This window comes from Lysobacter sp. 1R34A, from assembly GCF_051217035.1.
Classification (GTDB): Bacteria; Pseudomonadota; Gammaproteobacteria; order Xanthomonadales; family Xanthomonadaceae; genus Lysobacter.
In genome coordinates this window covers 15,995-34,903 of record NZ_JBPKJP010000005.1, presented here as the reverse complement: position 1 = coordinate 34,903, position 18,909 = coordinate 15,995, and the positions used below count along the sequence as shown (strand labels likewise).

19 protein-coding genes are annotated in these 18,909 nt (G+C 68.1%); 9 read left to right on the top strand and 10 right to left on the bottom strand.

What is annotated here, in order from left to right; genetic code table 11:
- Positions 1-5 precede the first annotated feature (5 nt).
- The 8 genes from galU to cmk all read right to left on the bottom strand — a co-directional run bounded on the left by galU (position 6) and on the right by cmk (position 8,670).
- Entirely contained in the window at positions 6-905 is a 900-nt protein-coding gene (gene galU, locus ACSAMQ_RS03170) for a UTP--glucose-1-phosphate uridylyltransferase GalU (RefSeq protein WP_435394250.1), read from the bottom strand.
- Positions 905-2,815, bottom strand: coding sequence for a polysaccharide biosynthesis protein (locus tag ACSAMQ_RS03165; RefSeq protein ID WP_435394249.1), 1,911 nt, complete (start codon positions 2,813-2,815; stop codon positions 905-907). The genes galU and ACSAMQ_RS03165 overlap by 1 nt, the downstream gene beginning before the upstream one ends.
- Positions 2,816-2,882: 67 nt before the next feature.
- Positions 2,883-3,860, bottom strand: coding sequence for an MraY family glycosyltransferase (locus ACSAMQ_RS03160; protein WP_435394248.1), 978 nt, complete (start codon positions 3,858-3,860; stop codon positions 2,883-2,885).
- A gap of 3 nt (positions 3,861-3,863) precedes the next feature.
- Positions 3,864-5,042 carry a lipopolysaccharide assembly protein LapB gene (gene lapB / locus ACSAMQ_RS03155; RefSeq protein WP_435394247.1) on the bottom strand — a complete coding sequence of 393 codons (1,179 nt, stop codon included), beginning with the start codon at positions 5,040-5,042 and terminating at the stop codon, positions 3,864-3,866.
- Between the two features lie 2 nt (positions 5,043-5,044).
- Positions 5,045-5,323 carry a lipopolysaccharide assembly protein LapA domain-containing protein gene (locus ACSAMQ_RS03150; RefSeq protein WP_057917762.1) on the bottom strand — a complete coding sequence of 93 codons (279 nt, stop codon included), beginning with the start codon at positions 5,321-5,323 and terminating at the stop codon, positions 5,045-5,047.
- A 245-nt stretch (positions 5,324-5,568) separates the two neighbouring features.
- Positions 5,569-5,871 (bottom strand): integration host factor subunit beta, encoded by a 303-nt coding sequence (locus ACSAMQ_RS03145; protein ID WP_057947915.1) that lies wholly within the window; start codon positions 5,869-5,871, stop codon positions 5,569-5,571.
- Between the two features lie 185 nt (positions 5,872-6,056).
- A complete protein-coding gene (gene rpsA, locus ACSAMQ_RS03140; RefSeq protein ID WP_435394246.1) occupies positions 6,057-7,745 on the bottom strand; it encodes a 30S ribosomal protein S1 in 1,689 nt (562 codons plus the stop codon).
- Between the two features lie 232 nt (positions 7,746-7,977).
- Positions 7,978-8,670 carry a (d)CMP kinase gene (cmk, locus tag ACSAMQ_RS03135; protein WP_435394245.1) on the bottom strand — a complete coding sequence of 231 codons (693 nt, stop codon included), beginning with the start codon at positions 8,668-8,670 and terminating at the stop codon, positions 7,978-7,980.
- 315 nt (positions 8,671-8,985) lie between these two features.
- Here cmk and ykgO point away from each other — a divergent pair, with 315 nt between their 5' ends.
- From ykgO to ACSAMQ_RS03090, 9 genes are all read left to right on the top strand, one after another.
- Positions 8,986-9,111: a type B 50S ribosomal protein L36 gene (gene ykgO, locus ACSAMQ_RS03130; protein ID WP_010342887.1), complete on the top strand. Its 126-nt coding sequence runs from the start codon at positions 8,986-8,988 to the stop codon at positions 9,109-9,111.
- A 214-nt stretch (positions 9,112-9,325) separates the two neighbouring features.
- Complete coding sequence (locus tag ACSAMQ_RS03125; protein WP_435394244.1) at positions 9,326-9,655, top strand: hypothetical protein; 330 nt, start codon at positions 9,326-9,328, stop codon at positions 9,653-9,655.
- A gap of 4 nt (positions 9,656-9,659) precedes the next feature.
- Positions 9,660-10,697: an agmatine deiminase family protein gene (locus ACSAMQ_RS03120; RefSeq protein ID WP_435394243.1), complete on the top strand. Its 1,038-nt coding sequence runs from the start codon at positions 9,660-9,662 to the stop codon at positions 10,695-10,697.
- Positions 10,698-10,877: 180 nt separating this feature from the next.
- On the top strand, positions 10,878-11,417 hold the full coding sequence (locus ACSAMQ_RS03115) for a hypothetical protein (protein ID WP_435394242.1): 540 nt from the start codon (positions 10,878-10,880) through the stop codon (positions 11,415-11,417).
- 71 nt (positions 11,418-11,488) lie between these two features.
- Entirely contained in the window at positions 11,489-12,376 is an 888-nt protein-coding gene (locus tag ACSAMQ_RS03110; RefSeq protein ID WP_435394241.1) for a carbon-nitrogen hydrolase, read from the top strand.
- The gene (locus ACSAMQ_RS03105; RefSeq protein ID WP_435394240.1) at positions 12,373-12,936 is read left to right on the top strand and encodes an N-acetyltransferase family protein; all 564 of its coding nucleotides are present in this window, start codon (positions 12,373-12,375) and stop codon (positions 12,934-12,936) included. Before ACSAMQ_RS03110 ends, ACSAMQ_RS03105 begins: the two co-directional genes overlap by 4 nt.
- Before the next feature lie 222 nt (positions 12,937-13,158).
- Positions 13,159-13,767, top strand: a complete 609-nt coding sequence (locus ACSAMQ_RS03100; protein ID WP_435394239.1) for a TetR/AcrR family transcriptional regulator — start codon at positions 13,159-13,161, stop codon at positions 13,765-13,767.
- Positions 13,768-13,831: 64 nt separating this feature from the next.
- Positions 13,832-14,713: an alpha/beta hydrolase gene (locus tag ACSAMQ_RS03095; RefSeq protein ID WP_435394238.1), complete on the top strand. Its 882-nt coding sequence runs from the start codon at positions 13,832-13,834 to the stop codon at positions 14,711-14,713.
- A gap of 358 nt (positions 14,714-15,071) precedes the next feature.
- Positions 15,072-16,301, top strand: coding sequence for a TraB/GumN family protein (locus tag ACSAMQ_RS03090; protein WP_435394237.1), 1,230 nt, complete (start codon positions 15,072-15,074; stop codon positions 16,299-16,301).
- A 124-nt stretch (positions 16,302-16,425) separates the two neighbouring features.
- Here ACSAMQ_RS03090 and ACSAMQ_RS03085 read toward each other — a convergent pair whose 3' ends face one another.
- Both ACSAMQ_RS03085 and ACSAMQ_RS03080 read right to left on the bottom strand, forming a co-directional pair.
- Entirely contained in the window at positions 16,426-17,232 is an 807-nt protein-coding gene (locus ACSAMQ_RS03085; protein ID WP_435394236.1) for a general secretion pathway protein GspB, read from the bottom strand.
- Positions 17,233-17,236: 4 nt separating this feature from the next.
- Positions 17,237-18,889, bottom strand: a complete 1,653-nt coding sequence (locus ACSAMQ_RS03080; protein WP_435394235.1) for an AAA family ATPase — start codon at positions 18,887-18,889, stop codon at positions 17,237-17,239.
- Positions 18,890-18,909 lie beyond the last annotated feature (20 nt).

Below are 18,909 nucleotides of genomic sequence, written 5' to 3'. Positions count from 1 at the left end.
GCTGCTTACTCGAGGTCTTCGACGCCGAGTTCGTTGAGCGCGTTCTGCATCATCTGGCGCGCCGAATCGCTGAGCTTCTCGTGATCGAGGGCGTAGCGGATCGTGGCCTCGATCAGGCCCAGGTGGGTGCCGCAGTCGAAGCGCGTGCCCTGGAAGCGATAGGCGTTGACGGTTTCGCGCTCGAGCAGGGTCGCGATGGCGTCGGTGAGCTGGATCTCGCCGCCGGCGCCCGGCGTGGTGGTTTCGAGCAGTTCGAAAATGCCGGGATTGAGCACGTAACGGCCGACCACGGCGAGCGTGCTCGGCGCGACCTCCGGCGACGGCTTCTCGACGATGGCGCGGATCCGGCCCTGACGGGCCTGGAAGGCGTCGGTGGCGACGATGCCGTAGCTCGCGGTCTGCTCGCGCGGCACGTCCTGCACCGCGATCACGCTGGCGCCGCTGCTCTGGGCGGCGTCGGCCATCTGCTTGAGCGCGCCCGGGCCGCGGTTCCAGATCACGTCGTCGGGCAGCAGCACCGCGAAGGGCTCGTTGCCGATCACTTCCTTGGCGCACAACACCGCGTGGCCCAGCCCCAGGGCTTCTGCCTGGGTCACGAACACCGCGCGCACGCCTTGCGGCAGCACGTTGCGGATCAGTTCGAGTTGTTCGGTCTTGCCGGAGCGTTCGAGCTTGTGTTCGAGCTCGTAGGCCTTGTCGAAGTAGTCGGCGACCGCGTGCTTGTAGCGGTTGGTGATGAACACCAGGGTGTCGCAACCGGCTTCGATCGCCTCATCGACGGCGTACTGGATCAGCGGCCGATCGATGATCGGCAGCATTTCCTTCGGCACGGTCTTGGTCGCGGGGAGAAAACGGGTGCCGAGGCCGGCGACCGGAAAAACAGCCTTGCGAATACGTGCGGCCATCAAATCTTCCTGGCGTTACGGGCGGGGAATGCCACCACCGTAGCCGATTCCTTGTAATCGGGATGTTCACCCACCGGACGGAATTCCGGTACCGCGATGCGCAGCAAGGTACCGAGCGCCTCGCGGTCGTAGCGGATCGACGCATCGCGCAGCTGCTGCAGCGAGTTCTCCAGGGCCAGGCTCGACACGTCGCGCGGCTCGGCCTGGAGAATCTTCGGATGCACCGTCGGGCGATAACGCTCGTCGGCATGGAACAAGGTCTCGTGCAGTTTTTCGCCCGGGCGCAGGCCGGTGTAGACGATGGCGACGTCGCGGCCCGGGGTCTTGCCGGCCAGGCGGATCATCTGCTCGGCCAGCAGGCGGATCGGCACCGGCTCGCCCATGTCGAGGGTGTAGATGGCCTCGTGGGTGCCGATCGCCGAAGCCTGCAGGATCAACTGGCAGGCCTCCGGAATGGTCATGAAGAACCGGGTGACCTCCGGATCGGTGACCGTGACCGGGCCGCCGCTGCGGATCTGTTCGCGGAACAAGGGCACCACGCTGCCGGCCGAGTCGAGCACGTTGCCGAAGCGCACGGTGACGAACCGGGTGGCGCGCTGGTCGGCCAGCGATTGGCAGGTCATCTCGGCCAGACGCTTGGTTGCGCCGAGCACGTTGACCGGGTCGACCGCCTTGTCGGTGGAAATCAGCACGAAGGTGCCGACCCCGGCGGCGCGGCAGGCGCGCGCCACCGTCTCGGTGGCCAGCACGTTGTTGCGCACCGCCTCGCGCAGCTGCGCCTCCAGCAACGGCACCTGCTTGTAGGCGGCGGCGTGGAAAGCGGCGTCGGGCGAGGCCAGTTTGAGTGCGTATTCGATGACCGCCTTGTCGCCGCAGTCGCCGAGGATCGGGATGAATTCGACGTCGGGGAAATCGCGTCGCAGCGCGGTCTCGGTGGTGACCAGGGCCAGCTCGTCGATCTCGATCAGGGCGATGCGGCCGGCACCATGGCGCGCGCACTGGCGGCACAGCTCGGAACCGATCGAGCCGCCGGCGCCGGTGACCAGCACCGAGCGCGCGCCGAGCCAGGCGCGGATCGCCTTCCAGTCCGGCAACACGGGCTTGCGGCCGAGCAAGTCCTCGATCGCGACTTCCTTGAGCTCGCCGGGCAGCGAGCGCCCTTCGAGCACGTCCTGCAGGCGCGGCACCATCCGGAACGGCACGCCGGTGCGTTCGCAGGCCATGACCACGCGCTGCATCGCATTGGCGTCGGCCGAGGGCATGGCGATGACCAGCAGCTTGGCCGCGGTCTCGCGGGCGATCTCGGCGACGTCGTCGACGTTGCCGAGCACCGGCACGCCCTGGACCTTGCTGCCGCGCAGACGCGCGGCGTCGTCGAGGAAGCCGACCGGATGATAGGTGCCGAAGCGGCGCAGGTCGCGCACCAGGGCCTCGCCGGCGCGGCCGGCGCCGAGGATCAGTATCCGCACCGAGACCGCGTTGGCGCTGTCGATGCGGCTGTCCTTCCAGGCCCGGTACAACAGGCGCGGCGCGCCGAGCATGCCCATCAGCACCAGCGGGTACAGCACCAGCACGGTACGCGGCACGGCGTCGACGCGGTTATACAGGAACAAGCCCAGGACGATCGCGAACAGGCCCAGCATGCAGGCTTTGAAGATATTCCACAGATCGGGCACGCCGGCGAAGCGCCACAGGCCGCGGTACAGGCCGACCTGCCAGAACACCAGGCCTTGCGCGGCCAGGACCAGGGCGATCTCGGTCGACCACAGCGGCAGGGTCGGCGGGGTGGCGGTGATGCCGAAGCGCAGCTTGTGCAGCGCCTGCCAGACCAGCCAGACCATCGCGAGATCGTGCACGACCACCGCCAACCGCGGCAGGCCGCCTTTCAGACGATCGCGCAATGAACTCATTCCCTGCCCCTACTGAAAGAAAATCAATCGGTCCGGCCGGATCGCAGATCGGGCCGCTCGGTTCGTCCTAGCCGATCGGGTCGCCGGATTCGCGTCCGGTCTTCTGGATCAGCCACCAAAAAAAAGCGCCGGACATATACCACGCCGCTCCCATATATAAGATGAAACCGGTTCGGACTTCGGTCACATAGCGCACGCAGGCTAGCGACAACAGCGTGAAAACCGCATAGGCGAGCGTGACCCGGGTGTGGCCGATGCGCCGGGCCCAGACCTGGTAAGCATGCTGAGTATGCGGGGTCCACCAGCGTTCGCCGCGCCGGACCCGCCGCAGCAGGGTCAGGCCGGAGTCGACCATGAATGCGGCCAGCGGCAACAACAACAGGCCTGAACGCTGGCCCAGGCCGCTCGCGGCGAACACGCACAAGGCGGCGATCGCGTAGCCGATCGCGCCGCTGCCCACGTCGCCCATGAAGATCCGCGCACGGGGGAAATTGAACGGCAGAAAGCCCATGCAGGCGGCCAGCAAGGCCAGCGCCAGCCAGCTCCAGACCGGCCCGCCGAGCCAGACCAGGCCCAGCGCGACCAGCGCCGCCTGCGACGCGGCCAGACCGTTGATGCCGTCCATGAAGTTCCAGACGTTGGGCAGGCCGACCGCCAGCGCGAACGCCGCCAACGCCAGCCAGGGGTTGCCCAGTACGTACCAGACCGCGAACGCCAGCAGCGCCGCCGCCAGGCCGTGCACGCCCAGGCGCAGCCATGGCGACAGAGGCCGGTGGTCGTCGACCCAGCCGATCCCGGCGATCAGCAGCAGGCCGATGCCGAAGGCCCAGGCGAGCGGCGCGTGCGAGGGAAAGCGGATGCCCAGCGCAGCCGCGGCGACCAACACCGCGGCGACGATGGCGATGCCGCCGCCGCGCGGCGTGGCCACGCTATGGCTGCGGCGTTCGCCCGGCTCGTCGATGAGCCGGCTGTGCAGCGCATAGGCGCGCGCCAGCCAAGTGCCTGCGGCGCCGAGCGCCGCATAGATCGCGATCCATTGCCACATCGCTCAGACCACCGCGTAGTTCAGCAGCGGCTTGACCGAACCCCATTCCTTGCAGCTCGGGCATTGCCAGTGGTGACTGCGGGCGCCGAAGCCGCAACGATTGCAGCGGTAACTCGGATTGCGCACCAGCAGCTGGTCGGTGATGTGCTTGAGGTCGTGCAGGGTCGCCAGCGGGTCGGCGTTCTCGGCGATGGTGAGGTCGATCAGCGCCGCCTCGCCGCGCACCGAGGGGCGGTCCTTGAGCTGGCGCGCCAGATAGGCGCGCGCCGCCGGCACGCCGTCCTCGGCTTCGACCATCCGGGTCAGTGCCAGCACCGGGGCGATGCCGCGATAGTGCTCGCACATCTCGGCCAGGAAGGCGCGGGCACCGGTGGCGTCGCCGCCGCGTTCGTAGCAGCTCAGCAAGGCCGGCAACACTTCCGGCAGGTAATCGGGGTCGGCGCGGGCGACGCGCTCGAAGGCGCGGATCGCCGCGGCGTCGTTGCCCGTCTCCACCTCGATGCGCCCTTCCAGCATGCCGGCGCGGACCGAATTGGCATCGGCCTCATAGGCGCGCTTGACCGCCGCGCGCGCGGCGTCGGTATCGCCGGCGGCGCGGTAGCGGTCGGCCAGTTCGCATTCGAACTGGGCGATCAGCTTGCCCATCGGCTCGCCGGTCGCGGCCTCGTAGCGCTGGGCGTTCTCGATCGCCTTGTCCCAGTCGCGTTCGGACTGATAGATGCCGATCAGGTGACGCAGGGCCAGCGGCGCGCGCATGTCCAGCGCGACCAGATCGCTGAACACCGTCTCGGCGCGATCGAGCAGGCCCGAACGCATGTAGTCCTCGCCGAGCGCGAGCAAGGCCTGGACCTTCTGCTGGTCGCTCAGCCCCGGCCGCTGCACCAGGGCCTGGTGCAGGCGGATCGCGCGGTCGACTTCGCCTCGGCGGCGGAACAGGTGGCCGAGCGCGACCTGGGTCTCGAAGGTGTCCTTGTCGAGTTCGGCGATGTGCAGGAACAGCTCGATCGCCTTGTCGGGCTGTTCGTTGAGCAGGTAGTTGAGGCCGCGGAAATAGGTGGTCGACAGGCGGCTGACCTGATTGTCGCTATGCCGCTCGCCCCCTCGCCGCCCGATCACCCAACCGCTCACCGCCGCCACCGGCAGCAACAGGAAGAACCAGAACCACTGGCTGATGAATTCCATGCTCAGACCTCGGGACCGGTGAGCGGGGGCGCCGGCGCGGCGCTCGCCGCACGCTCGGCGCGGCTGAGGCGGCGGCGCAACGGCAGGACCACGCTGGCGCTGATCGCCAAGCCGCCGATGAGGGCGCCCAGCAACAGGGCGACGATCAGGGCGATGCCGAGCGAGGTCGCCGGGACGAAACCGATGCCGAGGTCGATGCTGACGATCTGGCGGTTCAGGGCGCCGAGGATCGCCCCTGCCGCGAGGCAGGCCAGGGCGATGAGAAGACGGATCACGCGCATGGGGAGTTCCGGGAGGTCGTGCACGATCTCGTGCGTGTCGCGCCTAGCTTAACGGACGCGCATGCGCGCGGCGTATTAGCCGGGGGAAACGAGTTTGGAGGAGTAAGGAGCGAGTCAGGGCGTGATCGCCCTACCCACGGCCAGTGCGGCCGATGCGTATAAATAAGGAATCGAGAGCGGCCGGCGGCGATGCCGCTCGTTCCTCGCTGCTCGCGGCGGCGCGGCCGCCACTCATTCCCGGGATTTCAGCCTTCTTCGTCCAGCGGGGTGACGCCGCTGACGCGTTCGCGCAGTTCCTTGCCGGGCTTGAAGTGCGGGACGTGCTTGCCGGGCAACGCGACCGACTCGCCGGTCTTCGGGTTGCGGCCCAGGCGCGGCGGACGATAGTGCAGCGAAAAGCTGCCGAAGCCGCGGATCTCGATCCGCTCGCCGGCCGACAGGGCGCCGCCCATCATTTCCAGCAAAGCCTTCACCGCCAGATCCACATCGTCGCCCTTGAGATGGGCCTGACGCTGCGAAAGGATCTCGATGAGTTCGGACTTGGTCATGGACGAAGCGTGGCCTTGCCTTGGGAAGGTCGTGAAGAAAGTCGTGCGGACGTCGCGATCGGCTGCGATCCCCTACCGCAGACCGAAGGCGACCCGGCCGTACCGGGCCGCCTCGGCGGATGCATCGGTAAAGCCCGGCCCGGATCGACCGGGCCGTATTGCCTGTAGCGTGACGCGTGCAGCGATTACTCGGACTTGCCGCCCAGACGCTCGCGCAGCAACGCGCCGAGGCTGGTGGTGCCGCTGGCGGCTTCGGAGGTCTGGCGGTTGTAATCGGCCATCGCTTCCTGCTGCTCGTGCTCGTCCTTGGCCTTGATCGACAGCTGCATGCTGCGGCCCTTGCGGTCGGTGCCGATGATCTTGGCTTCGACTTCCTGGCCGACCTTGAGGTACTGCGAAGCGTCTTCGACGCGCTCCTTGGCGATGTCGCGCGCGGCGACGTAGCCTTCGATGCCGTCGGCCAGTTCGATCGTCGCGCCCTTGGCGTCGACTTCCTTGACCGTGCCCTTGACGATCGAGCCCTTGGCGTTGGAAGCCACGTACTGGCCCATCGGGTCCTGCTCGAGCTGCTTCACGCCGAGGCTGATGCGCTCGCGCTCCGGATCCACGGCCAGGACCACGGCTTCCAGCGTGTCGCCCTTCTTGTAGTTGCGGACCACGTCTTCGCCGGTGGTGTTCCAGCTGATGTCGGACAGGTGGACCAGGCCATCGATACCGCCGTCCAGGCCGATGAAGATGCCGAAGTCGGTGATCGACTTGATCTGGCCTTCGACCTTGTCGCCCTTCTTGTGGATGGCCGCGAAGGTCTCCCACGGGTTCGAGGTGACCTGCTTCATGCCCAGCGAGATACGGCGACGCTCTTCATCGACGTCGAGGACCATGACCTGAACTTCGTCGCCGACCTGCACGATCTTGGACGGGTTGACGTTCTTGTTGGTCCAATCCATTTCGGAGACGTGGACCAGGCCTTCGACGCCCGGCTCGATCTCGACGAACGCGCCGTAATCGGTGACGTTGCTGACCTTGCCGAACACGCGGGTGTTGGCCGGGTAGCGGCGGGCGATGTTGTCCCACGGATCCTCGCCCAGCTGCTTGAGGCCGAGGCTGACGCGGTTGCGCTCGCGGTCGTACTTGAGCACGCGGACGTCGAGTTCCTGGCCGACTTCCACCACTTCCGAGGGGTGACGCACGCGCTTCCACGCCATGTCGGTGATGTGCAGCAGGCCGTCGATGCCGCCGAGGTCGACGAACGCACCGTAATCGGTGAGGTTCTTGACGACGCCCTTGAGGATCGCGCCTTCCTGCAGCTTCTCCATCAGCTGTTCGCGCTCGACGCTGTACTCGCTCTCGACCACCGCGCGGCGGGAGACGACGATGTTGTTGCGCTTGCGGTCCAGCTTGATCAGCTTGAACTCGAGTTCCTTGCCTTCCAGGTAGGCGGAGTCGCGCACCGGGCGCACGTCCACCAGCGAACCCGGCAGGAAGCCGCGGACATCCTTGATGTCGACGGTGAAACCACCCTTGACCTTGCCGCTGATGCGGCCGGTGATGGTCTCGTTCTTTTCGAGCGCCTCTTCGAGCTCGTCCCACACCATCGCGCGCTTGGCTTTCTCGCGCGACAGCACGGTTTCGCCAAAGCCGTTCTCGATCGAGTCGAGTGCGACCTTGACCTCGTCGCCAACGGCGACGTCGATCTCGCCGGCGTCGTTACGGAACTGTTCGATCGGCACAATGCCTTCGGACTTCAGGCCGGCGTTGATCACCACTACGTCGCCGCGCACTTCCACGACGGTACCGGTGACGATGGCGCCCGGCTTCAGCTTGGCCAGGTATTGCTGGCTGGCTTCGAACAGTTCGGCAAATGATTCGGTCATTGGATTGGATATCTCGGTTAAACACACGGGCCGCACCGTCTGACATCGTTGCCGGACTGGCAACGCAAGCAGTACGTGGTCGACCCACCCGTTATGTGGCGCGATGGAACTGCACCATGTGTTATTGGTTGATCCGCCGCAGGATTGCGACGGGGCTGTGAAACAACGTTGTTGCGACTGCATGGTGTTGCGACTGCATCTGCCACGGACGCATCGCGTACGCTCGTGCCGTTCAGCGCGCGGGCAACAAAGCCAGCACCTGTTCGACTACCGTGTCGATGCCCAGACCGGTGGTATCGATGCGCACGGCGTCTTCGGCCGGGCGCAACGGCGCCACCGAACGCTGGGCGTCGCGGGCGTCGCGGGCGAGAATCTCCCGTAGCAGACCGTCTAAAGTAACCGAAACCCCTTTGTCTTTCAACTGCTTATAGCGCCTTTCGGCCCTTTCGTCGGCGCTGGCGGTCAGGAACACCTTGAACGGGGCGTCCGGGAAGATCACCGTGCCCATGTCGCGACCGTCCGCGACCAGCCCCGGCGCCTGCCTGAACGCGCGTTGGCGATCCTTGAGCGCGGCCCGGACCTCGGGAATCGCGGCAATCGCAGAGGCCGCGGCGCCGGCGGTTTCGGTACGCAGCTCGTCGGTCGCATCGACCTCGTTGATCAGGACCCGCAGCTCGCCGCGCTCGTCGTCGCGGAAGCCGATGTGGGTGTCGAAGGCGCAGCGGACCAGGGCCGCCGGGTCGGCCAGGTCGAGATCGGCCCAGCCCGCGGCGACGCCGACCGCACGGTAAAGCGCTCCGGAATCGAGGTAATGCCAGCCCAGGCGCTGCGCGACCAGGCGGCTGATGGTGCCCTTGCCCGAGCCCGAGGGCCCGTCGATGGTGAGGACGGGGATAGTGCCGTTGTCTGAGGATGCGCTGTTCATGGGTATCATTATGCGACGGCCGCCCGCGCTTTCGGCCCGCGATCGCAGCCGATCGATGCCGATCGAGGCCCGGGGCTCGGCGCAGCGCGCCGGTCTGCCGGCCGCCCTGCCGGGCCGATCCGTCGCCCCCGGCGGACGATCCCGAGACCGAGCCTGGCGGCGGAAGGGCACCGCCCCGGACGCGGCGATTCGCCCCGGCCGGCGCCGGCTGGATTTTTTTCACGCAAGCACTTGATCGGACGGAGATTTGTCCGCTACAATCGCGGGCTAACTTTTCCACCCCGCTTCTTTCATCCCATTTTTGCCGAGGTTCTCATGAAGGTCCTGTCCTCCCTGAAGTCGGCGAAGGCCCGTCACCGCGACTGCAAAGTCGTCCGCCGCCGCGGCAAGGTCTTCGTGATTTGCAAGTCGAACCCGCGTTTCAAGGCGCGTCAGCGCTGAAACAGACCAGCGTGGTCGAGGCGCGTCAGCGCTGAGACCCGCGGGACGGCCCCTGGCCGTCCAAGGTTCGACGCCGAAAGCCGCCGCAAGGCGGCTTTCTTCGTTCTCCGGCCCGATCCGCCCTCGGCTTCGCCAAACCGTGACGGCCGCACGCTGCCGTTAAGCGTCAGCTTGTGACTAGAATCCCCGCGTCCTTTGACGAGGTGGCTCTTCCATGAAATTGCGTATCGCCGTTGCCCCGCTGCTCGCCCTGCTCGCCTTCTCCGGCGCCGTCTCCGCCGAGACCCTGCTGATCCAGCGCGTGCAGGAGGAAGGCAAGGCTTTGCTGCCGTCCCGTGGCCAGAGCATGGACCAGGTCAAGGCGCGCTATGGCGAGCCGACCCAGCGCATGGACCCGCGCGGCGGCCAGAAGCGGCAGTGGCCGCAGATCAACCGCTGGGTCTATCCGGCCTTCACCGTCTATTTCGAAAAGAGCCGGGTGATCGACGTGGTCGCCAACAAGGCCGACGCCGAGGAAATCGGGCCGAAACCGCCTATCCTTTGAGGCTATGAATAAAAACGTATTGCGCTTCCCCGCGGAGTGGGAACCCCAGTCCGCGGTTCTTGTCGCCTGGCCGAATGCCGACACCGACTGGGCCGAGCGCCTGGGCGAGGTCGAGGAAACCTACATCGCCCTGGTCGCGGCCATCGTCCGCTACCAATCCGTGCTGATCTGCGTGGCCGACGACGACGTCCAGGCCTATGCCCGCGCGCGCCTGTCCTCGGCGCGCATCGACATGGCCCGGGTGCACTTCATCGAAGCGCCCTACGACGACACCTGGCTGCGCGACTCGGGCCCGATCAGCCTGCGCGACGGCGATGGCTTCCGCCTGCTCGACTTCCGCTTCACCGGCTGGGGCGGCAAGTTCGACGCCAGCCAGGACGATCTGCTGGTCGAACGCCTCACCGACATGGGAACCTTCTCGAACAGTGTCCGCCAAAGTATTGATTTTGCTTTGGAAGGCGGCGCTATCGAGACCGACGGGGCCGGCACCTTGCTGAGCACCTGGCAATGCCTGCACGAACGTCACCCGCAAGCCAGTCGCGAGGAAATCACCGCCAAGCTGGCCGGCTGGCTGCAGCAGGACCGGGTGCTGTGGCTGGACCACGGCTACCTCGAGGGCGACGACACCGACGCCCATATCGACACCCTGGCCCGCTTCGCCGCGCCCGACACCATCGTCTACCAGGGCTGCGACGACCCGACCGATTCGCACTACACCGAACTGCAGGCGATGGCGGCCGAACTGGCGGCGTTGCGCACCCGCGACGGCCAGCCCTATCGCCTGTTCGCGCTGCCGTGGGCGCAGCCGGTGATCGATGAAAACCGAAGGCTGGCCGCGAGTTACGCCAACTTCCTCATCATCAACGGCGCCGTGCTGATGCCGGCCTACGGCGACGCCGCCGATGCCCAGGCCCAGGCCGTGCTGGCGCAGGCCTTCCCCGACCGCGAGATCGTGCCGGTGCCCTGCCGCGCCCTGATCTGGCAGAACGGCAGCCTGCATTGCGTGACCATGCAGTTGCCGCAGGGACTGATCGCGGACTGATCTGTTCGGGCGGATCGCATCCACCCGCATAAAGTGCGCGCACCGGGCCAGCCGGTCGCTGCGGGCCTGTCGCAACGTGTGGATCGGCAGCTTGTCCACCCGGCACGGATACGACAATCTTGCGCCCGGCATGCGCGACGCTCGCGCATGCCGAACAGGGGGGTAAGGATGGATCGAATCATGCTGGCCGCAGGCGTCGCCTTCGCGGCCGCCGGCCTGTTGTCCGGCTGTGGCGTCGGGTATTACAAGTCCAATGCCGGCACCGGCACCGCGCAGCTAAGCTTGACCCGCGGCGCCATGCATCTGGGTGGCCGCTCGCTGCAGGTTTATTCCGCCTACCGCGACGCGCATTGCACGGACAGCTCCGGCAGCGGCCGGCTCGCTGCGATGCTGACCTATACGGCACCGCGCAAGGCGGCCACGGTCGACGCTGGCCAGCGTCTCTATCTGGCGGCTGGCTTGCACGACTATGGCGTCACCGATTCGCCGCCTCGCGGTCCCGGCGCGTTCTACGACGGCCCCGGCATGTACCTGGTCCAAGGCACCTGCCTGAACCTGATCAGCTTCATTCCGCAACCCCGGCACGAGTACGACGTCGTACAGGAACGGGTCGGTGCCGGCTCTTGTGAATTGCGAGTGGTGGACCGCGACACGGGCGCCCCGCCCCCCGATCTGGCCGAAGAAAACCCGCGCGCCTGCCCGCGCGACACCGCGCAGTGACGCAGTCCGGGCGGCCGGCCCGTCGCCGGGCCTTACAATGACCGCCCCACGTTCGCGATCAAGCAGAGACGATGAACAAGACCACCCTTCCCGTCGCCCTGATCCAGGACCGCGACCACGGCTCGCGCGAGGCCAACCTGGCCAATATCGAGGACCGGGTCGGCGAGGCCGCCAAGCGCGGCGCCAAGTTGGTGTTGCTGCAGGAACTGCACAACGGCCCCTACTTCTGCCAGCACGAATCGGTGGCCGAATTCGACCTGGCCGAGCCGATTCCCGGCCCGAGCACCGAGCGCCTGGCGGCCCTGGCCAAGCGCCACGGCGTGGTCCTGGTCAGCTCGCTGTTCGAGCGCCGCGCGGCCGGGCTGTACCACAACACCGCGGTGGTCTTCGACGCCGACGGCTCGACCGCCGGCAAGTACCGCAAGATGCATATCCCGGACGATCCGGGCTTCTACGAGAAGTTCTACTTCACGCCGGGCGACATCGGTTTCGAGCCGATCCAGACCTCGGTCGGCCGCCTCGGCGTGCTGGTGTGCTGGGACCAGTGGTACCCCGAAGGTGCGCGCCTGATGGCGCTGGCCGGCGCCGAACTGTTGCTGTACCCGACCGCCATCGGCTGGGATCCGGACGACCAGCAGGACGAGAAGGACCGCCAGCGCAACGCCTGGATCCTCAGCCATCGCGGCCACGCGGTCGCCAACGGCCTGCCGGTGCTCAGCGTCAACCGCGTCGGCCACGAGCCCTCCCCGATCGGTGCCTCCGGCATCCAGTTCTGGGGTTCGAGCCACGTGGTCGGGCCGCAGGGCGAGTTCCTGGCCGAGGCCAAGACCCAGGACCCCGAGATCGTGATGGCCGAAGTCGACCTCGGCCGCAGCGAACACGTGCGGCGGATCTGGCCGTTCCTGCGCGACCGCCGCATCGACGCCTACGCCGACCTGCTCAAGCGGTACCGCGATTGAACCCGGGCGCGCCTCCCTCGCCGCTGCTGCGCCCGGCGGTCGAAGCCGACCTCGAGGCGATCACCGCGCTGTATGCGCGGGAAGTGCGCGAGGGCCTGGCGACCTATGAGTACGACGAACCCGATGCCGCCGAAATGCGGCGGCGCTGGCGGGCGATCGTCGAGGCCGGTTATCCCTATCTGGTCGCCGAGCAGGACGGCGCGTTCGCCGGCTATGCCTATGCGACGGCCTACCGCACCCGCATCGGCTATCGCTGGACGGTCGAGAACTCGGTTTACGTTGCCCCGGACTTCCACGGCCGCGGCATCGGCCGCGCGCTGATGCTGCGCTTGATCGAGGACTGCACCGCGCTCGGTTTCCGGCAGATGGTCGCGGTGATCGGCGACGGCAGCAACCGGGCCTCGGTGGCCCTGCACGAACGCCTCGGCTTCAAGCCAGGCGGCGTATTTCCGGGCTTGGGCCGCAAGCACGGCCGCTGGCTCGACACCGTGCAACTGGTGCGCGCGCTCGGCGACGGCGACCAGGGCGAGCCCGACCAGGACGTGCCGGGCCTGCGCTGACTTTCGGCCGCTTGCGCTACTCCAGCCGTAAGCCCGGCACTGCGTCGCCGGCTAGCCCCCACTCCTCCAAGGCACGCTCCCCAAAGACACACTTCGCCGAGGCCTGGGCCGCACTGCGACCCAGGCCCGTGGCAAGGGCGGCCTCGTCCGGTAAGCTGAACGGCGGCCGCCGACGAACGGTCACAATAAAACGAACGGACGTGCTATTTTGGATTCATGTCGATGCTGACCGCCACCGTCAAAGGCGCCGCGACCCGCGACGCGATCCTCGAGCAGGCCTATGGCATCGCCGCCTCGGCCGGACTGGAAGGCCTGTCGATCGGCCCCCTGGCGGCCGCGGTCGGCATGTCCAAGAGCGGCGTGTTCGCTCACTTCGGTTCGCGTGAAGACTTGCAGCTGGCGGTGCTCGACCTGGCCAGCCAGCGGTTCGTCGAATATGTGCTGTTGCCCGCATTGCGGCACCGGCGCGGCCTGCCGCGCCTGCGCGCCATCGTCGAGGCCTGGTTCGATTGGGCGCGCCACACCGAGGGCGGCTGCGTCCTGCTCGGCGCGGTCCACGAATACGACGACCGTCCCGGCTCACTGCGCGCCGCCGTGGTCGATCAACAACGGGGCTGGCAGCAGGCCCTGGGCAAGGCGGTGCAACTGGCCATCGACACCGGCGAGCTCGGTGCCGACACCGACACCGCGCAACTGGCTTTCGAAATCTACGGCGTGGCGTTGGTCGTGCACCACGACTCCGGCCTGTACGGCTACGACTCCGCGACCGAACGCGGGCGCCGCGCCTTCGAACGCCTGATCCGTTCCTACGCATCCTCCCCCACCGCCTGAGCGACCGACGAGGCTCGTCATGTATCCGCTTATTGCCAGAATTAGCACGACCGTTCGTAACATAGTGAAACTTTACGGTTTGCGCCTGAGTTTCCTGGCCGGCGCTTGGCTTGCACCCGACGCCACCATGCATCGGGTGGCGCGGTTGTTCTGCACCCCGTTCGCGTCCACCCGCAGCCGCGCCCTCGCCGCGCCGACCCATGGCGCCCGCGAGGAAGCGCTGGAGGTCGACGGCCAGCGCATCGTCACCTACGTCTGGGGGGATCCGCAGCGCCAGCCTTACGTGCTGTTCGCGCATGGCTGGTCGAGCCACGGCACCCGCATCGCCAATTGGCTGCCGGGCCTGTTCGCCGCCGGCTACGCGGTGGTCGCGTTCGACCAGCCCGCGCACGGCAAGAGCGAGGGCCGCCTCGCCACCCTGCCCGACTTCACCCGCCATCTGTTCGCCGTCGGCGAGCACTACGGGCCGGCCGCGGTGGTGATCGGCCATTCGCTCGGCGGCGCCGCGGCCTTGCTGGCGATGGCGCGCGGCCTGCGCGCCGAGCGCGCGGTGCTGATCGCGCCGGCGGCCGACCCGGTCGCCGCGGTGAAGCGTTTCGCCCAACTGCTGTGGGTCGGCGAGGACGTCTGCCGGCGCCTGTTCGCCTATTACGAAGCGCGCATCGGCATCAGCTTCGATTCGCAACAGGCGCACCGCAACGCCCCGGCAATGGCCAGCCCGGCGTTGATCGTGCACGACCTCGGCGACCGCGAGGTGCCCTGGGCCGAGGGCGAGCGCTATGCGCGCTATTGGCCTGATTCGCGCCTGCTGACCACACGCGGCCTCGGCCACCGCCGGGTGCTCGAGGACAAGAGCGTGATCGAGGCCGGCCTGCGTTTCCTGCACGGCGAGAACGTCGGCGAACGCTTGGTGTCGAGCCCGAACCTGCCGTTCGGCCTGGCCTGAACGCTCGGCATGGACGGCCGCGAACGCGGCCGCTGCGGTCTCGGACGGGTCGAACCCGACGCCGGCCCCGGGCTCTCACCGAAGTCGGCGGCGAATGGCGGGGGCAGCATCGGGGCATCTGGCCCGCACTGCGTGAACGCGACCGCGTTCATTGCCGGCCCCGGTTGCAGGCTCTAAGCTCTGCCCCCATACGGTAGGAGTCGCCGTCCGGCAACGGAGCGGCTTCACCCCATCGATTCCACCCGCTTCGGCACAGACGGCGCCCTTGGGCGCCGTTGTGTTTGCCGGGGCCGCCACCGAGCCGCTGCATGCATCCGTTCTCGAGTTCGTCCTTCCGTCGACCGCGCGGGCCGCGCGCATGAGCGAGTCGTTGTTGGCGCCGGCAAGCACGAGTCTGCAGGACGTGCTCGCCACCCAGCCGCATGCGGTAGTCGAACGCGACGGCGTGCGCTACACCCTGCTCGGCACCGCCCACGTGTCCCAGGCCAGCGTCGATGCGGTGCGCGACGCGGTCGGCAGCGGCGCCTTCGATGCGGTCGCGGTCGAACTCGACCCGCAGCGCCTGCAGGCCCTGACCGATCCAGACGCACTGGCCAAGCTCGACCTGATCCAGGTGATCCGCTCCGGCAAGACCGCGCTGTTCGCCGCCAACCTGGCCCTGGCCGCATACCAGCGCCGGCTCGCCGAACAGCTCGGGATCGAGCCCGGCGCCGAGCTCAAGCGCGCGGTGCTGGAAGCGCGCGAACGCGACCTGCCGGTGCACCTGATCGATCGCGAAGTCGGCCTGACCTTCAAGCGCGCCTCCTCCAAGCTCGGCTTCTGGGGCCGGGCCAAGCTGGGCGTGGGCTTGATCAGCGGGCTGTTCGCCGCCGACGAGGTCGGCGAGGAAGAAATCGAGAAACTCAAGCAAGGCGACATGCTCGAATCGAGCTTCGGCGAGTTCGCCGCCGAAAGCCCCGAGTTGTACGAGACCGTGATCGCCGAGCGCGACCGCTACATGGCCGCGCGCTTGCGCGAGACCCATGGCGAGGCGCGCGAAGTGCTGGCCGTGGTCGGCGCCGGCCATCTGCAAGGCCTGGCCCGGCATCTGCGCGAAGACACCGAGGACCCGATCGCCCAGCGCACCGCGCTCGAACAGGTCACCACCAAGAGCAAGGTGCCGTGGGTGATGATCGTGATCACCTCGCTGATCATCGCCGGCATCGCCTGGGGCTTCTGGAAGGGCGGCGCGGCGATGGGCGCCGACCTGCTGCTGCAGTGGGTACTGTTCACCGGCGGCTTGGCCGCGCTGGGCTGCCTGCTCGCCGGCGGCCATCCCTTCAGCATCATTACCGCGGCCGTGGTCGCCCCCTTGAAGCCGTTCCGCCCCGGCGTACCGACCGGCGCGCTCAGCGCGCTGGTCGAAGTGCACCGGCGCAAGCCCGCCTATGGCGACTTCATGGCCCTGCGCGACGACGCCCAGACGGTCAAGGGCTGGTACCGCAACCGCGTCGCCCGGGTGGTGCTGAACTTCATGCTGACCAACATCGGCACCGGCATCGGCGTGTGGCTGGCCGGTTTCCGCATCGCCAGCAAGCTGGTCGGTTGATCGAGCGGACTCAAGCGGGGGAGCTTTCCCTTCGATCGTTGCGCGCGACGCTGCCCTGAGGGTAACGAACGCCTGCGCAGCTATAGCGAAGCGTGGCGCTGAAGCTTCGCTCGCGAACGCTCGCTCAACGGATCGGCAGTTTCAGGCGCCGTCCGTTCCAGTCCAGGACGACGCCGTCGGTCCTGATCGCCACCAGCACGGCGTCCCCGATGCGGCTGCCTTCAGACAGGCGCTGGCCATCGATGATGACGAACCGCTGCGCCGGTGCGTCGTTCCACATGTGCATGCTCAACTTCAGCGGCGGCAGCTGCTTGCGCTCGGCCACCGGAAGGTCGGCGAGCAGCAGCAGGCCGTCGTTGTTGGCGATCGCCACCGGCGGTGCCGGCTCGGGAACGACGACCGGTGGCGGGGCCGGCAGCGGCGGTGGCGGCGGCACGAGCGCGGGCGTCGGCGGCGGATCGGTCGCGACTGCGGGCGGCTCGGTCTCGCTCTCTTCGGCTTGCTCTTCGTCCCCGCCCCGCCTGCCGGCGGGTGCCCGGGGCGGCGCGGCCGCGGCGGTAGCCTGAGCCATGGGCGCAGGCCGATTCGCAGGCCGATTCGCAGGCAGCGGATTGCCTATCGGCGCGGCCGCGACCGCGGGCGACTCGATCGCCGCGGGCGGTTCGATTCGCGGCGTCGCGGCAGCGACGGGGCGTTCGCGGCCGGCCACTTCGTCTGCGGTGTTCGCGACCGGCTCAGCCGCCGGCGGTCGGCTCAGCCACCAGACGAGCCCGGCGGCGACGGCGACGGCGGCAAGCGCGAGCCACCCACCGGTCGGCGTGGCCCGATGCGGCGCGCGCGCGAGCGGCGGCAATTCCGCGTACAGATCGGGCGACTCGCCACGGCGGCGTTCGGCTTCGGACTTGCGCAGGGCTTCGAGAATCAACGACATCGGCTTACTCCAACCCCGGCTGCAGGCGCGGACCGGTGTCGCCGGACGACAGCGCGAGCATCGTCTCCGGACCGACCACGCCATCGCCGAGCAAGCCGCGTGCGCTCTGGAAACTGCGCACGTCCTCGATAGTCGCGCCAGCCGCGGTCACGCCGAGCCGCATGCGCAACCATTCGCCATGCACCCCGCCGGCATGCGGCGCCAAGGACGAGCCCAAGCCCTCGGGGCCGCGCCATACCGCAGCATATTCGCCGGTCCACAGCCGCTCGAGCGCGGCGCGGTCGGTCTCGAACGGCGCGCCGTCCAGCGACAAACGCACCGTGCCGGCATTGACGCCACTCAGCAGAACCCAGGGATCGCGGACGCCAAGGCGCAGATGCAGCAGCACCGGGCGGCCGAGCCGGACCAGTTTGCCCAGGTTCGCCTTCCCGCGCAGGCAATACACTCCGGGAGCGACAGGAGAAACACAGCGCGACGCCGCGGCGACGGCGGCTTCGTCCGCAGGCAACTTCCAGACGCTCAGCAACTGCCTCCATGCCGGCAGCGAAGCAGGCTCGGCCGCGGCGACACGCTGCGCGAACGCGGTGTCATCCAGGTGCGGCGTCGCCGTCGGGTCGTTCGCCTTCGATGGCTTCGCGCCGGCTCCGGCTTTCGCCGCCGATGAGGTCCCATCAGCATCCGTCGCTCCGGCCTGATCGGTCGGCTGGGCCGGCGTCGTCGCGACGAATGCGTTGGCTACCGCCTGAGACGGCTGGCTCCGCCACCACAACGCGCCGAGCGCCAACGCCACGATGGCCGCGGCGGAGAACATGGCGGCACGCTCGCGCGAAAGGCCTCGCCGGCTCGGCGCCAACGCTTCGGCCGCGGCGCGGTTCACCGTGCGCTCGTCGACCTGGATGTTGTCGTGGGCATAACCGCCGAGCAAGGCGCGTTCGGCGATCACGTTGATCAGTCTCGGCACCCCGCCGGAGTGCGCGTGGATTCGCTTGATCGCGCCCGGCGTGAACGGCAAGTGCTGCCCGCCGGCGATGCGGTAGCGATGGCGCAGGAAGGCCGCGGTTTCGTCGGCGCTCAACGGCGTGAGATGAAAACGCGCGGTGATGCGCTGCGCGAGTTGGCGCATGTCCGAGCGCGCCAGCATGTCGCGCAGCTCGGGCTGGCCGAGCAGGATGATCTGCAGCAGCTTCTGGGTGTCGGTTTCCAGATTGGTCAGCAGCCGCACCTGCTCCAGCGCTTCCAACGAGAGGTTCTGCGCCTCGTCGACGATCAACACCACCCGCAGGCCCTGCGCGTAGGCGTCGAGCAGGTAACGATTGAGCGCATCGACCAGCGCCTTGACGCTGCCGTGCTTGCCGGCGAGGTCGAGGTGCAGTTCCTCGCAGATCGTTTCCAGCAACTCGACCGGACTCAGCCGCGGATTCAACACCAGGGCGACCCGGGTCTTCTCCGGCAGTTGTTCGAGCAGCAACCGGCACAGCGTGGTCTTGCCGGTACCCACCTCTCCGGTGAGCTGGACGAAACCGCCGCCCCCGCCCTGGCCGATGCCGAACAGCAAGTGCGCCAGCGCATCCCGGTGGCGCTCGCTGAGAAACACGAAGCGCGGATCGGGAGTGATCGAGAACGGCGGCTCCTTCAGGCCATAGTGCTCGAGGTACATGCGCGTCGTCGTGGCTTTGA

Excerpts from the sequence above, each read along its gene's own strand:
- ACSAMQ_RS03145 (WP_057947915.1), bottom strand. The coding sequence starts at position 5,871 with ATGACCAAGTCCGAACTCATCGAGATCCTTTCGCAGCGTCAGGCCCAT.
- ykgO (WP_010342887.1), top strand. The coding sequence starts at position 8,986 with ATGAAGGTCCTGTCCTCCCTGAAGTCGGCGAAGGCCCGTCACCGCGAC.
- ACSAMQ_RS03150 (WP_057917762.1), bottom strand. The coding sequence starts at position 5,323 with ATGCGCGTGATCCGTCTTCTCATCGCCCTGGCCTGCCTCGCGGCAGGG.
- cmk (WP_435394245.1), bottom strand. The coding sequence starts at position 8,670 with ATGAACAGCGCATCCTCAGACAACGGCACTATCCCCGTCCTCACCATC.
- ACSAMQ_RS03120 (WP_435394243.1), top strand. The coding sequence starts at position 9,660 with ATGAATAAAAACGTATTGCGCTTCCCCGCGGAGTGGGAACCCCAGTCC.
- ACSAMQ_RS03080 (WP_435394235.1), bottom strand. The coding sequence starts at position 18,889 with ATGTACCTCGAGCACTATGGCCTGAAGGAGCCGCCGTTCTCGATCACT.
- ACSAMQ_RS03090 (WP_435394237.1), top strand. The coding sequence starts at position 15,072 with ATGAGCGAGTCGTTGTTGGCGCCGGCAAGCACGAGTCTGCAGGACGTG.
- ACSAMQ_RS03100 (WP_435394239.1), top strand. The coding sequence starts at position 13,159 with ATGCTGACCGCCACCGTCAAAGGCGCCGCGACCCGCGACGCGATCCTC.
- ACSAMQ_RS03115 (WP_435394242.1), top strand. The coding sequence starts at position 10,878 with ATGCTGGCCGCAGGCGTCGCCTTCGCGGCCGCCGGCCTGTTGTCCGGC.
- ACSAMQ_RS03165 (WP_435394249.1), bottom strand. The coding sequence starts at position 2,815 with ATGAGTTCATTGCGCGATCGTCTGAAAGGCGGCCTGCCGCGGTTGGCG.
- ACSAMQ_RS03125 (WP_435394244.1), top strand. The coding sequence starts at position 9,326 with ATGAAATTGCGTATCGCCGTTGCCCCGCTGCTCGCCCTGCTCGCCTTC.
- ACSAMQ_RS03160 (WP_435394248.1), bottom strand. The coding sequence starts at position 3,860 with ATGTGGCAATGGATCGCGATCTATGCGGCGCTCGGCGCCGCAGGCACT.
- ACSAMQ_RS03110 (WP_435394241.1), top strand. The coding sequence starts at position 11,489 with ATGAACAAGACCACCCTTCCCGTCGCCCTGATCCAGGACCGCGACCAC.
- ACSAMQ_RS03085 (WP_435394236.1), bottom strand. The coding sequence starts at position 17,232 with ATGTCGTTGATTCTCGAAGCCCTGCGCAAGTCCGAAGCCGAACGCCGC.
- galU (WP_435394250.1), bottom strand. The coding sequence starts at position 905 with ATGGCCGCACGTATTCGCAAGGCTGTTTTTCCGGTCGCCGGCCTCGGC.
- rpsA (WP_435394246.1), bottom strand. The coding sequence starts at position 7,745 with ATGACCGAATCATTTGCCGAACTGTTCGAAGCCAGCCAGCAATACCTG.
- lapB (WP_435394247.1), bottom strand. The coding sequence starts at position 5,042 with ATGGAATTCATCAGCCAGTGGTTCTGGTTCTTCCTGTTGCTGCCGGTG.